Annotated in this window: 15 protein-coding genes; 6 read left to right on the top strand and 9 right to left on the bottom strand. The window is 52.5% G+C overall.

From position 1 onward, the window contains the following. Position 1 precedes the first annotated feature (1 nt). The 4 genes from JNC80_RS14915 to JNC80_RS14900 all read left to right on the top strand — a co-directional run bounded on the left by JNC80_RS14915 (position 2) and on the right by JNC80_RS14900 (position 5,218). Entirely contained in the window at positions 2-328 is a 327-nt protein-coding gene (locus JNC80_RS14915) for a sarcosine oxidase subunit delta (RefSeq protein ID WP_022712512.1), read from the top strand. Then, positions 325-3,318, top strand: a complete 2,994-nt coding sequence (locus tag JNC80_RS14910; RefSeq protein WP_376710743.1) for a sarcosine oxidase subunit alpha — start codon at positions 325-327, stop codon at positions 3,316-3,318. Before JNC80_RS14915 ends, JNC80_RS14910 begins: the two co-directional genes overlap by 4 nt. Continuing rightward, complete coding sequence (locus JNC80_RS14905; protein ID WP_376710742.1) at positions 3,311-3,868, top strand: sarcosine oxidase subunit gamma; 558 nt, start codon at positions 3,311-3,313, stop codon at positions 3,866-3,868. Before JNC80_RS14910 ends, JNC80_RS14905 begins: the two co-directional genes overlap by 8 nt. A 183-nt stretch (positions 3,869-4,051) precedes the next feature. Further along, positions 4,052-5,218, top strand: a complete 1,167-nt coding sequence (locus JNC80_RS14900) for an alpha/beta hydrolase (RefSeq protein WP_376710741.1) — start codon at positions 4,052-4,054, stop codon at positions 5,216-5,218. A 134-nt stretch (positions 5,219-5,352) separates the two neighbouring features. Here JNC80_RS14900 and JNC80_RS14895 read toward each other — a convergent pair whose 3' ends face one another. Together JNC80_RS14895 and JNC80_RS14890 are read right to left on the bottom strand one after the other, a co-directional pair. Further along, positions 5,353-5,823, bottom strand: coding sequence for a MaoC family dehydratase (locus JNC80_RS14895; RefSeq protein ID WP_022712508.1), 471 nt, complete (start codon positions 5,821-5,823; stop codon positions 5,353-5,355). A 31-nt stretch (positions 5,824-5,854) separates the two neighbouring features. Then, positions 5,855-6,523: an HAD family hydrolase gene (locus tag JNC80_RS14890; protein WP_028234005.1), complete on the bottom strand. Its 669-nt coding sequence runs from the start codon at positions 6,521-6,523 to the stop codon at positions 5,855-5,857. 131 nt (positions 6,524-6,654) lie between these two features. Between JNC80_RS14890 and JNC80_RS14885 the strand changes: the two genes are divergently transcribed. Then, the gene (locus tag JNC80_RS14885) at positions 6,655-7,974 is read left to right on the top strand and encodes an NAD(P)H-dependent oxidoreductase (RefSeq protein ID WP_376710740.1); all 1,320 of its coding nucleotides are present in this window, start codon (positions 6,655-6,657) and stop codon (positions 7,972-7,974) included. 166 nt (positions 7,975-8,140) lie between these two features. On the opposite strand, the gene JNC80_RS14880 is transcribed toward JNC80_RS14885, so the two are convergent. From JNC80_RS14880 to JNC80_RS14850, 7 genes are all read right to left on the bottom strand, one after another. Further along, positions 8,141-9,541 (bottom strand): NAD(P)(+) transhydrogenase (Re/Si-specific) subunit beta, encoded by a 1,401-nt coding sequence (locus JNC80_RS14880; protein ID WP_151160098.1) that lies wholly within the window; start codon positions 9,539-9,541, stop codon positions 8,141-8,143. An 11-nt stretch (positions 9,542-9,552) separates the two neighbouring features. Then, positions 9,553-9,969 carry an NAD(P) transhydrogenase subunit alpha part 2 gene (locus tag JNC80_RS14875; protein WP_116088865.1) on the bottom strand — a complete coding sequence of 139 codons (417 nt, stop codon included), beginning with the start codon at positions 9,967-9,969 and terminating at the stop codon, positions 9,553-9,555. Further along, the gene (locus tag JNC80_RS14870; RefSeq protein ID WP_376710739.1) at positions 9,966-11,273 is read right to left on the bottom strand and encodes a Re/Si-specific NAD(P)(+) transhydrogenase subunit alpha; all 1,308 of its coding nucleotides are present in this window, start codon (positions 11,271-11,273) and stop codon (positions 9,966-9,968) included. The genes JNC80_RS14875 and JNC80_RS14870 overlap by 4 nt, the downstream gene beginning before the upstream one ends. A gap of 270 nt (positions 11,274-11,543) precedes the next feature. Further along, positions 11,544-11,762 (bottom strand): aa3-type cytochrome c oxidase subunit IV, encoded by a 219-nt coding sequence (locus tag JNC80_RS14865; RefSeq protein ID WP_022712501.1) that lies wholly within the window; start codon positions 11,760-11,762, stop codon positions 11,544-11,546. Positions 11,763-11,945: 183 nt separating this feature from the next. After that, positions 11,946-12,692: an N-acyl amino acid synthase FeeM domain-containing protein gene (locus JNC80_RS14860; RefSeq protein WP_022712500.1), complete on the bottom strand. Its 747-nt coding sequence runs from the start codon at positions 12,690-12,692 to the stop codon at positions 11,946-11,948. Positions 12,693-13,096: 404 nt separating this feature from the next. Beyond that, positions 13,097-15,418, bottom strand: coding sequence for a putative bifunctional diguanylate cyclase/phosphodiesterase (locus tag JNC80_RS14855; protein WP_213598863.1), 2,322 nt, complete (start codon positions 15,416-15,418; stop codon positions 13,097-13,099). 283 nt (positions 15,419-15,701) lie between these two features. Next, positions 15,702-16,472, bottom strand: a complete 771-nt coding sequence (locus tag JNC80_RS14850; RefSeq protein WP_116088869.1) for an SDR family NAD(P)-dependent oxidoreductase — start codon at positions 16,470-16,472, stop codon at positions 15,702-15,704. 235 nt (positions 16,473-16,707) lie between these two features. Between JNC80_RS14850 and JNC80_RS14845 the strand changes: the two genes are divergently transcribed. Further along, positions 16,708-17,466: a gamma-glutamyl-gamma-aminobutyrate hydrolase family protein gene (locus tag JNC80_RS14845; protein WP_022712496.1), complete on the top strand. Its 759-nt coding sequence runs from the start codon at positions 16,708-16,710 to the stop codon at positions 17,464-17,466. The last annotated feature ends 26 nt before the right edge of the window (positions 17,467-17,492 follow it).

Here is a 17,492-nt window from a genome sequence, read left to right as displayed (position 1 = left end):
CATGCTTTTGATCCATTGCCCTTATTGCGGCGAAGACCGCTCGGAGCTGGAATTCCGCAGCGCTCATGATGCTCATATTGCCCGCCCGACCAATATAACCGAACTTTCGGACGAGGAATTCGTTGAGTTTCTCTATTGGCGCGACAATCCCAAAGGCGTAATTTTTGAACGCTGGCGGCATATTCACGGCTGCGGCCGCTTCTTCAATGCGGCACGCGACACTGTGAGCGACAAGTTCCTGCTCACCTATAAAGCCGGAGAGCCGAAACCGGATCTGAGCCAAATCGTACAGACGAAAAGTGTTGCGGCCAAGGAGAGTGGTAAATGAGCGGCTCAAAACGCATACCTGGCAAAGGCCGTCTGACCCCGGCGAAAACCGCCCGTTTCACCTTTGACGGCAAAACCTATACGGCATTGGCAGGTGATACTGTCGCTTCTGCACTGCTTGCCCATGATATTCATCTGATCGGGCGCTCATTCAAATATCACCGTCCGCGCGGCTTTCTGTCTGCAGGGCCGGAAGAGCCGAATGCATTACTGGATATTTCCCGCGACAAAGCCCATCGCCAACCGAACGTGCGGGCAACCGTGCAGGAAGTTTTCGACGGCATGCATTCGGAATCGCAGAACCGCTGGCCGTCTTTGTCTTTCGATATCGGCGCAGTGAATGATCTGTTTTCGCCTTTCTTCGGTGCAGGCTTCTATTACAAGACTTTCATGTGGCCGAGAAAGGCGTGGGAGAAGGTCTATGAGCCGATCATCCGCCGCGCCGCAGGTCTGGGCGTTACACCAACCGAACCTGACCCTGACCGTTATGCAGGCCGCTATGAGCATTGTGATGTGCTGGTTGTCGGCGCAGGCGTGACGGGTTTAAGTGCTGCGCTTGCTGCCGCACGCACCGGTGCCAAAGTCATCCTCTGCGATGAACAGCCGGAAGTTGGTGGTGCCCTGCACCACGAGAACGGCACCAAGATCAATGGTCAGGATGGTTTTGCATGGGCGCAGATCACTGCGGCTGAACTCAATGCAATGCCGAATGTGCGTGTCCTCACCCGCACCACGGCTTTCGGCTATTACAACCATAATTTCGTGGCTTTGGCTGAGCGTGTCACCGACCATGTTGCCTTGCCCGAGAAGAACACCGCGCGTGAGCGCCTGTGGCAGGTGCGTGCCAAACGCGTGATCCTCGCGAACGGTTCGATTGAACGGCATATGGTATTTGCCAATAATGACCGTCCGGGGGTTATGCTGGCTTCGGCTGCCCGCACCTATCTCAATCATTTCGGTGTGGCTGTCGGCTCACATGTCGGTGTCTTCACCGCCCATGACAGCGCCTATGAAGCCGCCTTTGATCTGAAAAATGCAGGCGTTGATATTCCGGTGATTGTCGATGCCCGTGCCCATCCGGGTGAAGCCGTACTGGCTGAAGCCCGCCGGTTGAATATTCCGGTTTTGACCAATCATTGTGTGCTGACTGTCGGCGGCAAGCTGCGGGTCAAATCCATGACTGTTGCCACCAATGGCGCGAAGTCAGGCCGCAAATATACCATTGATGCGCTGATCACCTCCTCCGGCTGGACACCATCGGTGCATCTGTTCTCGCAATCGCGCGGTAAGCTGCGCTTTGACGATGCCAAACAGCGCTTTCTGCCGGATGTTTACGCACAGGATTGCGTCTGCGTCGGCACCTGTAACGGCACCGACGATTTGCAGGCAGCCATTGATGAGGCCGTTGCAGCAGGCACATCTGCCGGTGTTGCAACCGGCGGCAAGGCATCAGCAACCACCACTGTCAGTGCAACAACAGCCTATAGCTGGAGCGGCGGCATGGTCGGCACCACAGCCGGTGCAGGCCCTGACAGCAATGTGAAGGCGTTTATCGACTTCCAGCATGATGTTTGCGCCAAGGATATCCGCAATGCCGTGCGTGAAGGTATGCACTCTATCGAACATATCAAGCGCTTCACCACCAATGGCATGGCATCCGATCAGGGTAAAATGTCCAACATGCACGGGCTGGCGATTGCCTCGGAAGCGCTCAACAAACCGATCCCGCAGGTCGGCCTCACCACTTTCCGCCAGCCTTATACACCGGTGACTTTCGGCACGCTCATTAACTCGTCCCGCGATCATCTGTTTGATCCGGCGCGCCAGACTGCGCTGCATCATTTTGAGGCTCAGAACGGCGCGGTTTATGAGGATGTCGGCAACTGGAAACGCGCATGGTATTATCCGCAGGCCGGTGAAACCATGCATGATGCGGTGTCCCGCGAGTGCAAAACTGTTCGCGAAGTCGCTGGTATTTTTGATGCTTCCACCTTGGGTAAGATCGAGGTTGTCGGACCTGATGCCGCTGAATTCCTCAATCTGATGTATACCAATGCATGGGATACGCTGAAACCGGGTCGCTGCCGCTACGGTATTATGACCGGTGAAGACGGTTTTGTGATGGATGATGGTGTGGTCGGCCGCATGGCGCATGACCGCTTCCACGTCACCACCACAACCGGCGGTGCGCCGCGTGTCCTCAACCATATGGAAGATTATCTCCAGACCGAGTTCCCGCATCTCAATGTCTGGCTGACCTCCACCACCGAACAATGGGCAGTGATTGCCGTTCAGGGGCCGAAAGCCCGTGAGATTATTGCGCCATTTGTTGAGGGCATTGACACTTCCAATGAAGCCTTCCCGCATATGAGTGTGGCAGAAGGTAAATTCTGCGGTGTACCGACCCGTCTGTTCCGCATGTCCTTTACCGGTGAGTTGGGCTTTGAAATCAATGTCCCCGCCGATTACGGTCAGTCCGTGCTGGAAGCCGTCTGGGAGCGTGCGAAGGCCATGGGCGCCTGCCTCTACGGCACGGAAACTATGCATGTTCTGCGTGCTGAAAAAGGCTATATCATTGTCGGTCAGGATACAGACGGCACTCTGACCCCGCATGATGCAGCGGTCGGCTGGGCTGTTTCCAAGAAGAAAACCGACTTTGTCGGTATCCGTGGTATGCGCCGTCCCGATCTGGTGGCGGAAGGCCGCAAACAACTGGTCGGCCTGCTGACCAAAAATCCGAACACCGTGCTGGAAGAAGGTGCGCAGATCGTTGCCGATCCGAACCAGCCGAAACCGATGAAAATGCTCGGTCACGTCACCTCTTCCTACTGGTCGTCCAATCTCGGCCGTTCCATTGCCATGGCTGTGGTGCATGATGGATTTAACCTGCACGGCAAGACCCTGTTCGTGCCGATGCCGGATCGTGTGATTGAAGTTGAAGTAACCGGCCCCGTCTTTATTGACGAAAAGGGAGAGCGCCTGCATGTCTAACTCCGAAGCAATCGCACAGCGCATCACAGTTCTGGGCAACCGCCGTGCCGGTAATGGTTCGGTGCAAATAACTCCGGCTGAACCGGCGGAGCGCATTTCGCTGCGCGCCCGCGCCAATGATGTTGCAGCCCTGTCCAAAGCCCTTGGTGTCACCCTGCCGCAAAAACCGAAACACAGCGCCACCAAGGACAAACGCTCGGCATTGTGGCTCGGCCCTGATGAATGGCTGGTAATTGATACCGGCGGGCAGTCGCCTTTTGCCGATCTGCAAGGTGTGGAGATTCTACACGCTGCAACGGATGTGTCGCACCGCAATATCGGCGTTATCATTTCCGGTGAAGGAGCTGAAGCGACAATCAATGCAGGCTGTCCGCAGGATTTGTCGCTGGCCGTTTTTCCGGTCGGCGCTGCTACCCGTACGATTTTCGGCAAGGCTGAGATTGTGCTGTGGCGCTTGTCTGAAACAGAATTCCGGCTGGAATGCTGGCGCTCTTTTGGCACCTATGTTTTCGGCTTGCTGAGCGAAGGGGCATTGGACGCGGCAGTCTGACGATAACCTCAACGTCCTGAAACTGTCATAATTACACTTTAAGCACCGCGTCTTCTAAAAGGCGCGGTACTTTTATTTTGAGCAAGCATAATAGCTTTAATGTGATTGTTCATTTACAGCAGACCGCACTAAAGCATCTTCTGCGCCGTATTGCCCTCTTCTGTTTTGACAAGCACCTTTTTCATGACCATTAAAAAACGTCTCATCATTAATTTCACAGGTTATGAAGGGCTGCACCCTAAGGCAGTGCGCGTGCGTCATCGCAAAATTATGAGCGATTTTGACAAGCTGTGGGGCACAAAAACCAGCCTGTCCCCGATGGTCGACGCAGATCACGGCAGCGGCACCATGCAGGTGACAGCCAAAGGCGAGAACTGGGAAACACAAAGCGAATTCTGCCAGTTCGGCACCGCAGATATTTTTGATGAATATGCAGCGCGCTCCCTGCCACACCGTCTGTTCACCGGCAGCCGCGCTTTTCTGAATATTCTCTTCACCGGCACCTTATGGCGCTATGGCCGCACCAGCTGGCGGTTTGTCATGTTTTTCATGTGGCCGTTTCTGATGGTGCTGGCCATGCTGGCCTTAACGCTCGGCATCACAGCAGCACCAGTACTGGCAGGCTTTTCCGCATTGCACATGCTTTGGTCGCTACCGCTGGCGCTTGGCATTTGCTACGGACTGATACGGGCACTGGATGAAAAACTTTTCATTTCCTATCTGCTCGACGACTGGTCAGCCGCCTATGACCGGATTTATGACAATAGTGCCAGCCTGCGCCAACGCAAACAGGTTTTTGCACAAATGCTGGCAAAAAAGCTGCGCAGCAGTGAGGCTGACGAAGTTATCATTATGGGGCATAGTCTCGGCACTGTACCGGCAATAGAAGCGCTGGCTGAAGTCTGGCGCAGCGAGCCGGAACTCCTGCGCAAACAGCCGGTCTCTTTGCTTGCTGCCGGCTCCTGTTTGCTGATGATTGCCCTGCATCCGCGCGCAAAAGCCTTGCGCGAAGACGTGCGTGTATTAATGAACGACAGTCCGGTTTTCTGGGCGGAATTTCAGGCGCTGACGGATATCATCCATTTTTATAATTCAGAACCTGCCAAAGCACTGAAAATTCAGACGAACAATCCGCCGCTGATCCAGCATATCCGGTTCAAACATATTCACTCCCCTGTCCGTTACAAACAGGCCAAGGGCAATTTCTTCAAAATGCATTTGCTGTTTATTTCCGGCAGCCAGAAGAAAAATGCCTATGATATCGGCATGTTCCTGCACGGGCCTTTTGCGCTCAAAACCCTGCTGACCGATTACCCCGATCAGCCTGCACCGCTGGATACATTACACTAAAACGGCACTGCCTCGTTTCTGGCCAGAACGGGCTGCAAATGGTGTTCTTCGAGAACCGAAACGGAGCGTACTAAAGTACGTGGGTATCGGAAGCGCAGAAAAACGCCATTTGCAGCCCGTTCTGGCCGGAAACTTCACTCAGCAGGTGGGACGACAGCGATGGTCAGCCACCGCGCAGTGAGAGCCGGTTTGACCATACCTTCCACTTCCAGTGTCACATCATAATGATTGACCACACGACCGGAAGGACGGATATCAGCATCAGCCAGTTTGAAGCGGGCGCGGACGCGGGTTCCGGTTTTAACCGGCGACATAAACCGTACACTGTCAAAACCGTAATTGATGCCCATGGTTGCGCCCTGCAGCATCGGCAGTGCTTCAAAAGCCAAAGTCGAGAGCAATGAAAGCGTCAGAAAACCATGGGCGATTGTGCCGCCGAAAGGTGTTTCTGCCGCACGTACCGGATCGACATGGATATATTGATGATCATCCGTTGCATCCGCAAACTGGTTGATCATTTCCTGTGTCACCACCCGCCACTCGGAGCAGCCGATTTCCGTGCCGATCGCTTCACGCAGCTGATCCAGAGTGATCGCATCTTTCATTGCTATAGACCTTTATGATGGATTCGCACTTTCAGAGAATGTTATTCTCTATCTCTTTCCAGCTGCTATAAACCGCTTTTGCACCTTTTTCCAAAAGCTTTTCCGTGTGTCCGGCATAAGTATGTCCGCCGCCGGTATAACCGATTGCTGTCATACCTGCGGCAACAGCCCCCTCCACACCAAATGGTGAATCCTCAAACACCACACAACGTGCCGGATCAGCACCGAATTTCTCTGCGGCAAACAGGAACAAGTCAGGTGCAGGCTTACCGCGTTTGACCATTGTGGATGAATACAGAGCGCCATCAAAAGCATTAATCAGACCGGTTTTTTCCAGACTGAAAGCAATACGCTGCGGCGAAGACGATGAGGCCACACAACTGCGGGTCTTCAGGCGCTCCAGCACACCGGCAATGCCGTCACAAGGTTGCAAGGCTTCAGAAAACACCCGATGTGTTTCCGGCCAGATATCATCTTGCGCTGCATCCGGCAGATAATGACCGGTCAGATCGCCGATCAGGCGAATAATATCCGCCTGTTTCATTCCCACGCCTTTGGCTACCGTACCGTCAGGAATCGGCATATTATGACGGGCATAAACATTATGAAAAGCCAGCGCAGCCAGCGGTTCGCTGTCGACCAGCACACCGTCACAGTCAAAAATCACGAGATCCCAGTTATTATTGGTTACGCTGTCCAGCACTTTAAACTCCTGCTCTGTCATGCCGCACGGATGCAGCCCCTTAGTAATTGATATTTAATCTAGTCTTTTATAACTATCATTATCAGGCGGGTTATTCTCCCGCAAAACACTATCTCCGGAGAACAAACATGGCCACCAATGTCGCACTCACCGGCTTAGCTCGTGATATGAAAGCCCGCGCCGATACCGGTAAACCCATCCGCATCGGCCTGATCGGCTGCGGAGAAATGGGCACCGATATTGTGACCCGTGTCGCCCATATGCCCGGCATTGAAATCGGCGCGATTTCGGAAACCAATCCGCAGCGCGCTCTCAAAGCCGCCGAGATCGCTTATGGTGAACAAGGCCATGCGCGTGAGACCGGAACCGGTTCTGATCTGAGCCTTGCGCTCGAAGCTCATAAAATTGCTGTTACCGATAATGCAGACCTCATTCTCAATAATGACCTGATTGACGTGGTGATTGATGCAACCGGTATTCCTGCTGTTGGCGCGGAAATCGGTCTGCGTGCCATGGAGCACGGCAAACATCTCGTAATGATGAATGTTGAAGCTGATGTGACAATCGGCGCTTATCTGAAGAGTGAGGCTGACCGCCTTGGCGTTGTCTATTCGCTCGGTGCCGGTGATGAGCCTTCCGCTTGTATGGAGCTGATCGAATTTGTGACCGCGATGGGGCATCCGATTGTTGCCGCCGGTAAGGGTAAAAACAATCCGCTCAATATTGATGCGATCCCTGATAATTATATCGAGGAAGCCACGCGCCGGAATATGAATGTGCGCCTGCTGGTGGAGTTCGTTGACGGTTCCAAAACCATGGTGGAAATGGCGGCTATCGCCAATGCCACCGGTCTGGTACCGGATAAAGCCGGTATGCACGGCCCTGCCGCAACACTCGACCAGCTCTCCTCAACGCTCATCCCTGAGAAAGACGGCGGCGTGCTCTCCCGTGTGGGCGTTGTCGATTATACCATCGGCAAAGGCGTGGCTCCGGGTGTATTCGTGGTTGCGGACATGTCCCATCCGCGTATTTCAGAGCGCATGGAAGATCTGAAAATGGGTAAAGGCCCGTATTTCACCTTCCATCGTCCGTACCACCTGACCTCGCTGGAAGTGCCCCTCACCTGCGCCCGTGCAGTGCTCTATGGCAAAGCCGACATGGTGCCGCTGAGCAAACCGACCGCGGAAGTTGCAGCCGTTGCCAAGAAAGATATGGCAGTCGGCGAAACCCTCGATGCGATCGGTGAATATTGCTACCGCGCATGGATCATGACCGCCGGCGAAGCCCGCGCAGCCAAAGCCATTCCATGCGGAATGCTGACCGGCGCCAAAGTACTGAAGCCAATCAAAAAAGGTGAACTGATCACCTATAACAATGCGGCTCTGCCTGCCGGCTCCCGCCTAGCAGAACTGCGTGCCCGTCAGGACAAACTGGTTTACGGACAATAAGCCAAGGGCAACGGAATCTCTTATGCAGCAAAGCGCGCTAACCTGCTGACAGGCTGTGTTTTTGCCCGAAAAGGCGTAAGAAAGTCAGCATTAAATATTGCTCAAATCACAATAAAAAAGGCGGCTCAAAAGCCGCCTTTTCTTTTATCTGCCGAAGTGCACCGGTTTAATCCAGCGCTTTGACGATATTTTCGACCATCTTCTTTGCATCAGCAAACAGCATCATGGTGTTGTCACGGAAGAACAATTCATTCTCCACGCCCGCATAGCCGGAACCCATGCCGCGCTTGATAAACAGCACCGTTCCGGCCTTATCCACATCAAGAATAGGCATACCGAAAATCGGTGACTGCGGGTCTGTTTTCGCTGCCGGATTGGTCACGTCATTCGCACCGATTACGAAAGCCACATCGGCCTGCGCAAATTCGGAGTTGATATCTTCCAGCTCGAAGACTTCATCATAAGGCACATTGGCTTCCGCCAACAGCACGTTCATATGTCCCGGCATACGACCCGCCACCGGATGAATGGCATATTTAACTTCTACGCCCTCTTCCTTCAGCTTGTCGGCCATTTCACGCAGCGCATGCTGTGCCTGTGCTACCGCCATACCATAACCCGGTACGATGATGACTTTGGCGGCATTCTTCATGATGAAAGCCGCATCATCTGCCGAGCCCTGTTTGACCGGACGCTGCTCAACTTCGCCAGCCGCACCGCCAGCAGATGTGTCGCCGCCGAAACCACCAAGGATCACAGAAATGAACGAGCGGTTCATGCCCTTACACATGATATAGGACAGGATCGCACCGGAAGAACCGACCAGCGCACCGGTGATAATCAGTGCCAGATTGCCCAGCGTAAAGCCGATACCTGCCGCTGCCCAACCGGAATAGGAGTTGAGCATAGACACAACCACCGGCATATCCGCGCCGCCGATCGGGATAATGATCAGCACACCGAACAGCAGGGACAGCAGCACAATCGCCCAGAACACCAGATGGCTTTCGGTAATCGCCAGCACGATCACCAGAACGACGATGCCGATAAACAGTGCCGCATTGATGATATGCCGTGACGGCAGCATGATCGGCTTACCCGACATACGACCATCCAGCTTGAGATAGGCAATGATCGAGCCGGTAAAGGTAATGGCACCAATGGCCACGCCAAGCGACATTTCCACCAATGCCTGTGCGTGGATTGACCCCACTTCACCGATACCGAAAGAATGCGGTGAGTAGAGAGCCGCAGCGGCCACCATCACGGCCGCAAGACCAACCAGCGAGTGGAAGAATGCCACCAGCTGCGGCATTGCCGTCATGGCAATACGCTTGGCCACAACGGCACCGATACCGCCACCGATTGCCAGCCCAAGCACAATCAGCGCCAGTCCGCCAAAAGACGGTTGCGCCAATATCAACGTGGTGACAATGGCAATGCCCATACCGAGCATACCGTAAAAATTACCCTGACGGCTGGTTGTCGGATGGGAAAGACCGCGCAGCGCCAGAATGAATAACACGCCGGAAACGAGATAAAGAAAGGCTGCCAGATTAACGCTCATGTTTCAGCCCCTCACTTGTCTTTTTTCTTATACATGGCGAGCATGCGCTGGGTGACGAGAAAGCCCCCGAAAATATTCACGCTTGCCAGCACCAGAGCGATAAAGCCGAAGCCGGTTGCCCAGCCGGAAAGGGAAAGACCGACAGCCAGCAATGCACCGACGACAATCACCGAAGAAATCGCATTGGTCACCGCCATCAAAGGTGTGTGCAAAGCAGGCGTTACCGACCAGACAACGTAATAACCGACAAAAATCGACAGCACGAAAATCGCCAGCTGAAATACAAAAGGATCAATCACACCGCCACTCGCGGCATGCACAGCATTGCTGATCGAGTCTGAGCTCCCCAGACCTTCCGCAGCCTGACGCAGGTTTTCAACCGCCTTGTCGAGACCACCCAGCGCCTCTTTCAAAGAATCCGCACTCATGCCTCATCCCCCTTATTTCCGGCTTCATTTACGGTTTTCTTGCTTGCACCCGTTTTGGTTGCCGGTTTTGCAGCAGCCGGTTTTTTCGGAGCAGCTTTTTTAACCGGAGCCTTCTTCACGGCAGGCTTTGGCGCGGCTTCAGCCTTATTATCAACAGCAACCGGTGCTGCTTTCGCATCAGCAAAAGCCGGATGCACGATGGCGCCCTGATGGGTCAGCACCGTTGCTTTCACCAATTCATCTTCAAGATTGATAGCAACCTGTTTGGTGTCTTTGTCGACCAGCGTTTCAAGGAAAGCGAACAGATTGCGCGCATAAAGCTGTGACGCAGAAGCAGCGATGCGACCGGCCGTATTCATATGACCGATAATTTTCACGCCGTCTTTTTCAACAACCTGTCCCGCTACCGCACCTTCCACATTGCCGCCACGCTCAACAGCCAGATCAATCAGCACCGAGCCAGGTTTCATGCTGGCAACCATCGCCGCACTCACCAGACGCGGCGCAGCACGCCCCGGAATAAGCGCTGTGGTAATCACAATATCCTGCTTGGCAATATGGTCAGCAACCAGCGCTGCCTGCTTTGCCTGATAGTCTTTCGACATTTCCTTGGCATAGCCACCGGCAGTCTCGGCCGCTTTGAACTCGTCATCCTCTACAGCGACAAATTTAGCACCGAGCGATGCCACCTGTTCCTTGGCAGCAGGACGCACATCCGTCGCCGTCACCACAGCCCCGAGACGACGCGCGGTCGCAATGGCCTGAAGACCGGCAACCCCTGCCCCCATCACAAAAACTTTGGCTGCTGGTACTGTGCCGGCAGCGGTCATCATCATCGGCATGGCACGGCCATATTCCGCAGCGGCATCAATCACCGCCTGATAGCCTGCAAGATTGGCCTGCGATGACAACACATCCATCACCTGCGCACGGGTAATGCGCGGCATAAATTCCATGGTAAATGCAGTCAGCCCTGCCTGCGCAATGGCCGCCACACTGTCCTCATGGCCATAAGGATCAAGCATCGCGATCAGCACGGCACCGGTTTTGTAATTTTTCAGTTCAGCGGATGAAGGACGGCGAAGTTTAAGAATAATATCCGCGGTTTTAATATCGGCGGTCTTACCGATCTGCGCACCGGCATCGGCAAAAGCCTGATCCGTAATACGCGACGCAATACCTGCACCGCTTTCCACGATTATCTTAAATCCGTAACCGATCAGCTTTTTCACGGTTTCCGGCGTTGCCGCCACCCGTGTTTCACTCGGATCAGTTTCAACGGGAATGAATATTACCTGAGACAAAACTGCCCTCACTTTCCCTATCCCCAAAACTCACAAAATCCGCACCGGTCTCCTCCGGAACAACATTTTGGACGGGCGCAGTAAATCACGGAAAAAGCAGGCTGCAATACTCTTTATGCAAAAAATTTCTTATGTGATCGAAAATACGCAATTATGGAGAGATTTTTGCTCTGAACAGGGCGCAAAAAATTATACCGCCAAAATGGCGGTATAATTTATGGATTCCATGCCGTTCTGAAATGAAATTTTTCAGTCTGCTTCTGACAGGTCTCAGGCAAAGAAAACTGCCGCTGCCATAATCAGCGCGAACAGAATAACACCCGAGAACCAGCCGGCAGCAAAAAATGCAAATGCCATCGCGATCATCAAAGCGGAAAGCACAATCGTTCCCCATTTTACCAAAAAGGTAAAACCATGATAGGTGCGCTCATGCTCAGGATAATCCATCTCTGCGCCAAGCTCTGCAGGACCGTGCTGAATTTCTGCCATTTCTTTCTCCCTCCCCAAAGATATCTTCCTTTGCGGCCGTCTTCCGGTTCAGAAATCTTATCTGGCCACAGTTGACACAGTTCTGAAGCAATAGGCAAGCTTCACTTCATCGCCAATGTTGCGACAATCTGCTGCAAGCCGATGCCATTTGCAGCCAAGTCGGGCGACTTTTAGATCAGATACTTAGATCCCCAGTCCGGTATATTTAGCCGTCGGTAGAATAGTCAGCGGAACATTGCCTGCACGAACATCGGCAAACATATTGCGCCGCTCATGAGCCTGAGATTTAAAAAACGGAAACCGCACGGCAACCGCGTCACGGATTGAGCTGACCGCCGCAGCGCCTAAGCCCACCTGAATACCATAGCCTTCATGATCGCGCGGGTCTGCCAGCATTTGCGAGCCAAAGATGCGCTTATAGAAAGCCATATGCTCCGGCTTGACTGCGGCAAGACAAAAGCTTGCATTGAAATATTCTGACGCCATCGCGGCAATGCGCAATGTCAGATAGGGAATGGCGGGAAATTCAGCGAGATAAGCAGGATCCGCAGCAAAACGTGTGGGATCGACAAAACTCATATTATTATCGAGCATCGGCCCCAGAATATCGGGAAATAATTTGGCGCTGGTACCGATGCGATGCTCTGCCGTAATGTGATGAACACGGAGCGTACTGACCAGAATACCGTCTATATAGACACCATACACATAGGCCTGATGATCGCGGTCGACTTCATCAATAATGGTACCAAGAAAATTGTCGTCCATGACATTGCGCGTCATATAGGAACGATAACGCAGCCGGCCGACCTCTTCCAGATCTTCCGCGTGTATAACCCGCCGGTATTCCACTCGATCCAGAAACTCCAGCATGTGCCGGGCAAAGTTCGAAAGGACTGGTGCTTTCGCAACCGGTTGAGAGACCGTCATCTATAATGTCCGCCACCAATAAACTAAAGCTCTGGTGCAGCCGTTTCATGAATATGCCACGCTTCATATTCCGTAAAATATACGGGAATACACCTCCTATTTTAAACCCGCCCCCTATAAGCAAAATCTAAAATAAAGCGTAATTTCAAAGCACTAACCATTCCGGCAGATGTCTTATGTCCGGAACATAATATATTCAGGAAACAGCAATAGCCCTCACGGGCATCACCTTGCATATCTGCCCGCTGATTTGAGGAAACAAATATGCTGGTAACCATTTCTCTTTATGTGTGACAAAAAGCAAGGGTCCAGACCGGCACAATTAATCTTTTTTATATTTGCCGCGAAATGAATGCATCGCCGGAGACAAATATCACCGGCATATTCTCAGGAAGAACCGCTGATCAGGAAGGAAGTTCGTCCGCCTGCGCGGCCTCTGCATGGTTATTCGACATCACGGAGAGCGAGCGCCCGAGCTGCGCACTGATCTCATCGGCACTCAGTGGTGCGCCGAGCAAAAAGCCCTGTACCAGATCTGCACCGCCGGTTCCGCGAATCAGTTTCAGCTGCTCCTCAGTTTCCACGCCCTCAATGGTAACGCCGAAACCAAGCTCATGAGACAGCTGTGTCACACCGCGCAAAAGCATAAAGGCCCGTCTGTCCGTCACGATATCGCGGACAAAAGAACGATCAACTTTGACCTTTGTCAGCGGCAATGTGTTCAGATAGCTGAGACTGGAATAACCGGTACCGAAGTCATCAAGAGCAATGTTAATGCCTGAATTTTTCAGCCGCTGCAGCATTTCGCAGGTTTTGACGCGGTCGCTGATAATTGCACTTTCCGTCACTTCAACTTCAAGCAGGTAAGACGGCAATTGCGCTTTCTGCAAAGCATCAACAACCATATCGACAATGCCGGAATTTTTCAGATCAATGGCAGAGAGATTGACCGACACGCCGATCTTATGCCCCCAGCCCGCACAATCCTGACAGGCACGGTTCAGCATGAACTGCGTGAGTTCCGTAATAATCCCCATCTCTTCGGCAAGCGGAATATAGTCCGCAGGACCGATAGGCCCGAATTTCGGATGATGCCAGCGGGACAGCGCCTCAACCGCCACAATACGCAGAGAATTCAGGCTGACAATCGGCTGATAGACAACTGTCAGACTGCCTGCATTGATTGCCTCTCGCAGATCATTTTTAAGCTTCTGCCGTGAGCGATATTTTGTATCCATTGCCTCTACGAAAGCAACCCAGCGGTCATGTTCGCTGCTTTTGGCCTCATAAAGCGCCAGATCGGCATTCACATGCAGGCCACGAAGATCGACATTCTTCATAATATCAACCGCCACACCGGCGCTGATATCCAGATAGATCTGCTGGGATGCAAATTCATAAACACCGCTCAGATAGGCCGTGACCTCATCCATAACAGTATTAATATGCGAGCGGTCTTTAATACCCTGAATGAACAGAACAAATTCATCGCCGCCAAAGCGCGATGCCACAAAACGCTCGGCATCAAGCTGGCCGAGACGCTCCGCAAACTGCCGTAACAGCTCATCACCGGTGTGATGACCATATGAATCATTCACATGCTTGAAGTGGTTAAGATCAATGACAGCAAGCGCAACGAGGTCGTCAGGCTTATTGCCTGCGGTCAGTGCGCGAACCAGCGTTTCAAAATAGAAACGGTTCGGCAATCCTGTCAGCCCGTCATAGCGCGCCATATGCTGGATCTGCGCTTCGGCCTCAATACGTCCTGTCACATCATCAAAAATCAGCACCGCTCCCTCTTCGCGACGCTGATTACACATCACCTCGATGTAGCGATTATTGCCGAAATGAAACACATCGCGCTGACGGCGGCCTTCCAGCAACTCGTCAATCCGCATACGCACATTGTCCAGCTCATCACGCGGAAACAATCCGTGCTTGCTGCAATAGCGCAGAACGACTTCAAACGGACGGTTCAGAAGGCTGATATTTTGCGAGATATTCAGCATATCCCGCACCTGCTTATTGACCACAGCAATTGATGCACGGCCATCCAGCATCACCAGCCCCTGAGGCATATTATTCAACGCCGTATCAAAGCGGCTTACAACGGTGCTGAGGCGGCGCTCATTCATCACGGCCGCAAACAAGGACTGTCGCAGACCATTGGCCATTTGAATATTGCTGAGAAAATACGGCACCAGCAATGCGCCGATAATCACATGATAGATGCTGTCGACCAGAATAAACCCGAACAACACCGGCACCAGAGCGCATACCGACATCATGACAACGGCATTGCGCGACGCATAATTACGGCCGACAATTGAAACAACGGAGGCAAGAAGAATAGACAGGCTGGCCAGTTCGGCAAACGGATCATCGATCACATAGGTGCTGTAAAAACAAAGCAGCCCGAGGATCAGACAAATTGCACAGGCACCCAAAAGATAGTGCATTTCCCAGCGATTGATTTTGTCGTGGGTGAGTCTGCTGAAATCCGCCCTGTCAAACACATGCATATCATACATGCGGATACTGGTAGTCAGCGCAAACAGGCCGGAGAAGATAACAAAGACAATGTCGCCGGTTTTAAAATAAATAACCATGCAGGCCAGCATATGTGCGGCCAGTCCGAACCAAAGTGTTTCCCGGTTGCCATAAAGCGCTCTGACAAATGACAGGCGAACGTCCACCGGAATGTTGGTCTTAAATAACCATGTCATTTGTCACTGCTCCCCCTCGCCGGGGAAGAATGACAAAAATACTTTAAAAATAAGTTTCAAATTTTTCTACTTCTGAGTGTTTTTACATTAAAATCAATGCCATAGGTTGCTACCCCCTTTGATAGGATTATTATCGCCGGGAACTATAAAAATATATTTAAAAATTATGATATTCGTAAGTTCTGCAATAAAGATATATCCCGCAAACACAGCGCTTTCAGCCCGCGCAATCAGACTGTCCGCTGATCCCGCCTGAAAATCAATCCGCCAACAGTCGCAGATTTCACCCCTGCAGGCTGTGTCCGCCATCAACCGTGATGGTTGTACCCGTCATATAACCGCCCGCATTGGAAGCAAGCAGCAACAATGCGCCTTCCAGATCACCATTTTCTCCAAGCCGGCGCATCGGGTTCTTCGCCTTAAGATAATTACTTGCCGGTCCTGTCATAAGCTCCTGATTAATCCCTGTCGGAAACCAGCCCGGAGCAATGGCATTCACGCGAATATTATGTGCTGCCCATTCAAGTGCCAGAGCCCGCGTCATCTGCGCCAAGGCTGCCTTAGACATGGAATAAGCAACAGCGCCTTTCTGCGGCATATTTTTCAGAATACTGGTGGTGTTGATGATCGCACCGGCAATTTTGGCCTCAATCATCCGTCGTGCAGCTTCCTGCGCGACATTGAACGCCCCGACAACATTAACCGCGAAAACCTGCTCCATCATCTCGGCGGTTGTTTTCAAAGCACTCGCTTTGCAGGCAATACCGGCATTGTTAAACACCACACTGACCGTACCGAAATGCTTCTCCGCTTCGTCAAAGGCGGCAGCAATATCCGCACTGTCGGCAACATCGGCACAAATGTGTAAAATATCCGGCTTTACAGTCTCGCAATCAGCACAGGAGGTCACAGGATGGCTGCGCGCGATGGACACAACTTTTGCACCATGTGCAGCAAGTGTGTGCACCATATGATGCCCCAGCCCTGACGAACCGCCTGTCACCGCAATAACTTTATCTTTGACAGAAAATATATTCGGATGATTTGCGGACATCGCCCTCTCAATCAATTACTTTGCCGTCATACACAGCGCAAAATTTTACAATAATTATTCCCAATCACGCCGCTTTACAGTAGACAAATTCAGGCCGCTGAAAACTGACAATCCGGACGGTATTCCCGCTCTTATTTTGCATTTTTCCGGCTCTTACAGAAACGCTGCCTCACTGCATACTCGTAAAACTAACCAACTGCCTGCGACTGCGCAACCACGACAAGGCCTGTTTATCATGCAAAAATCCCGCCCTCTGATTGCTGTCACATCTGACATTCGTGATATTGACGGCAATAACTGGCACGCAACACCTTCGGAATATATTACAGCGCTTGCTGAAGTCGCTCAGGTCACACCGCTTCTGGTGCCGAATATCCGTGACAAGGTTGACCACGACGCCCTGTTCGCGGCGGTGCACGGTCTGCTCATCACCGGTTCCCGTTCCAATGTGCATCCGGAGCATTACGGACAGGAAGCCACAGAACAGCACGGCCCGTTTGATCCGGACCGCGATGCGACCACCCTGCCTTTGATCCGCGCTGCACTGGAACGGGGTATTCCCGTGCTTGGCATCTGCCGTGGTTTGCAGGAAATGAATGTCGCGCTTGGCGGTTCGCTGGCCAATGATATTCAGGAACTCAACGGCAAGAACGATCACCGCGCACCGGTTTCCACAATTCGTGATGAGCGCTATGCGATTTCGCATCCGCTGGAGATTGCTGAAAACTCATGCCTTGCTGCGATTCTGGAAAGCACTGCAGTTAACACCAATTCTGTGCACCGGCAGGCGATTGACCGCCTTTCTGACAAGCTTGAGCCGCAAGCCGTAGCCGAAGACGGTACGATTGAAGCAGTTGTTGTGAAGGACGCACAGGATTTTGCGCTCGCAGTGCAATGGCATCCTGAATATTGGGTGCGCTCCGATGCACCTTCAGCCAAAATCTTTCAGGCATTCGGTGATGCTGTGCGCAAACATGCCGGCAAAGCAGAGTAAAAAATATACAGTGTTACAGATCGCGG

The organism is Pseudochrobactrum lubricantis (assembly GCF_041929865.1).
Lineage (GTDB): Bacteria > Pseudomonadota > Alphaproteobacteria > Rhizobiales > Rhizobiaceae > Pseudochrobactrum > Pseudochrobactrum saccharolyticum.
Note: the sequence above shows the minus strand (reverse complement) of the source record. Positions and strands in the feature narration are given on the sequence as shown.